Source organism: Ideonella sp. P3_A4, assembly GCF_056403075.1.
Genome location: NZ_JBFUGE010000785.1, coordinates 1 through 2,462, shown reverse-complemented (window position 1 = coordinate 2,462; position 2,462 = coordinate 1). Strand labels below are relative to the sequence as shown.

2 protein-coding genes and 1 pseudogene are annotated in these 2,462 nt (G+C 68.4%); 1 reads left to right on the top strand and 2 read right to left on the bottom strand.

Features of this window, described 5'->3' with window-relative positions:
• Positions 1–336: pseudogene (locus tag AC1DYI_RS32670) on the top strand (hypothetical protein); the annotation flags it as partial.
• Positions 337–428: 92 nt separating this feature from the next.
• Here AC1DYI_RS32670 and phoR read toward each other — a convergent pair.
• On the bottom strand, positions 429–1,763 hold the full coding sequence (phoR, locus tag AC1DYI_RS32665; RefSeq protein WP_477208272.1) for a phosphate regulon sensor histidine kinase PhoR: 1,335 nt from the start codon (positions 1,761–1,763) through the stop codon (positions 429–431).
• 34 nt (positions 1,764–1,797) lie between these two features.
• Positions 1,798–2,462, bottom strand: a 665-nt coding sequence (phoB, locus tag AC1DYI_RS32660) for a phosphate regulon transcriptional regulator PhoB (protein WP_477208271.1), incomplete at its 5' end; no start/stop codon positions are given.

Below are 2,462 nucleotides of genomic sequence, written 5' to 3'. Positions count from 1 at the left end.
TGGCTATTGACGATGACCTTGTTGCTGCCGGCACTCGACTACGGCCGCAGCCCGCGCCCGCTGATGGCGCTGGTCGAGCAGCATGTGCCACCCGGCACCTGCGTGCGTGCACCCGGCATGACGCGCGCGAACGTCGCGGCGCTGGAAGTGTTCGGTGGCCACCACGTGGTGACCACGGTCAGCCCACAGACTGAGGTGGCGCATTGCGATCACCTGCTGCTCAGTTGGCGCGGCAATACGCCGCCTCCGCCGCCCGCAGGTTGGCAGTTGGACGCCCGGCTGCGCCGCCCCGGCGAACGCAGCGAACAATTGCTGATCTACCGTCCGGCGCACTGAGCCGGCCGCTCGGTCTCAAGCAAAGGTGGCTTGGCCACTTTGCTTGAACCCCCGCCGGGGGGCGGGCTGGGCGTGGCCAGCCCTGGGGGCGCTCATGAGTGAATCGCCACCCGCGTGGCCGGCAGGCGCACGCGCATCGCCGGCAGCACCAGCGTGAAGCAAGAGCCCTGGCCCGGCGTGCTTTCGATCAGCAGTTCACCGCCATGACGCTGCACCACGTGCTTGACGATCGCCAGCCCCAGCCCGGTGCCACCGGTGTCGCGCGAGCGGCTGCCGTCGACACGGTAGAAGCGCTCGGTCAGCCGCGGCAGATGCTCTGCGGCGATGCCAGGGCCGGTGTCGCGCACCGAGATCTCGCCCGTGCCTTCGGGCCGCTGGCGCCAACGCACATCGATCTGGCCGGCTTCGGGCGTGTATCGCACCGCGTTGCTGACCAAGTTGGTCACCGCGCTCAGCAATTCCGCCTCGTTGCCGGCCAGCTCGACCTCGTCGCCCCAATCGAAACTCAACCGGTGCCTGCCCGCGGACAGGCCGCGCGCATCCATCTCGACCGCCGAGCCCAGCCGCGCCAGCGGTAGCCACGCGTCTGACGGCGGCCTCGGGCTGCCCTCCAGCCGAGCCAGCGTCAGCAGATCACCGACCAGGCTTTGCATGCGCTGGGCCTGCTGCGCCATCAACGCCAGCACACGCTTGCGCTCGACCTCGGACAGCGGCAGGTTGGTCAATGTCTCGACGAAGCCGGCCACCACCGTCAGCGGTGTGCGGATCTCGTGCGACACGTTGGCGACGAAATCGCGCCGCATCGCGTCGGCTCGCTCGCGCTCGGTGATGTCCTGCGTCAGCACCAGGCGCTGGCCTTCGCCATACGGCCGCACGATGACCGACAGCAGCCCCGCGCCGCCCGGCTGAGGAATCTGCACCGGCTGCTCGAACGCACGCGTTTGCAGCATCGTGACGAAAGCCGGGGCTCGGACGAGATTGGTCACGCGCTGACGCAGATCACGATGGCGGTCGAGCCCCAGATGATCGGCCGCCAAGGCGTTGGACCATTCGATCTGTTCGCTCGCATCGAGCAGCAGCACGCCGTTCGGCGACGCTTCAATGGCCGACAAGAACTGCGCCAGCCGGTCCCGCTCGACCTCGGCGCTGCGTTCGCGCGAGCGCAGCGCACGTTCGACGCGCGTCGCCATCTCGCCCCAAAAACCACCCATGCGGGGCGGCTCGCCGCCAATGGCGCCACTGAGCCAGCGCAACACCTGGTGGCCGCGCCAGATGTCGCGCACGATGAAAACCAGCATGCCGCCGACAACACCGACCAGCGCCCCCGAAACGGTCCAGCGTTCACCTGTCCCGAGCAAGTAGCCCATCAAACCGCCAACCAGGGCCAGACCCACGGCCAGCAGCACCCGCAACCAGATCCAGGACATCAGCGCCTCTCGTGCCGCCGGCGGTACCCGGCGTTCAAGCGGCCGAGGCGATGGCTTGCTGGCTCAAGCGGTAGCCCGCGCCACGCACCGTCTCGATCATGGAAGCACAACGAGCCGGCAGCAGCGCCTCGCGCAGCCGCTTCACGTGCACATCGACCGTACGCTCTTCGATGAAGACATGGTCGCCCCAGACGCGGTCCAGCAACTGGGCACGGCTGTGCACTCGCTCGGGGTGGGTCATGAAGAAATGCAGCAGACGGAACTCGGTCGGGCCCAGCTTCAGGTCCACCCCTTCGCGGCTGACGCGCCGGGTCGACGGGTCGAGCTTCAGGCCACCGACCTCGACCACCGTGTCCAGCGCCTCGGGCACGCGGCGGCGCAGCACGGCGCGAATGCGCGCCAGCAGTTCTTGCGTTGAGAAAGGCTTGGTCAGGTAATCGTCGGCGCCGGCGTCCAGACCAGCGACCTTGTCGGTCTCGTCGGCACGCGCGGTCAGCATGATGATCGGCAGTTCGCGGGTACGGGCATCCGCGCGCCAGCGGCGCGCCAATGCGACGCCGGACTGGCCCGGCAGCATCCAGTCCAGCAACACCAGGTCAGGCAGCACGGCATCGACGGCAACGGTCGCCTGGTCGGCGTTTTCGGCCAGCGTCACTTCGAAACCTGCGTGACGCAGGTTGATCGCGATCAGCTCGGCAA

Coding starts and splice junctions, on each gene's coding strand:
- phoR (WP_477208272.1), bottom strand. CDS start 1,763: ATGTCCTGGATCTGGTTGCGGGTGCTGCTGGCCGTGGGTCTGGCCCTG.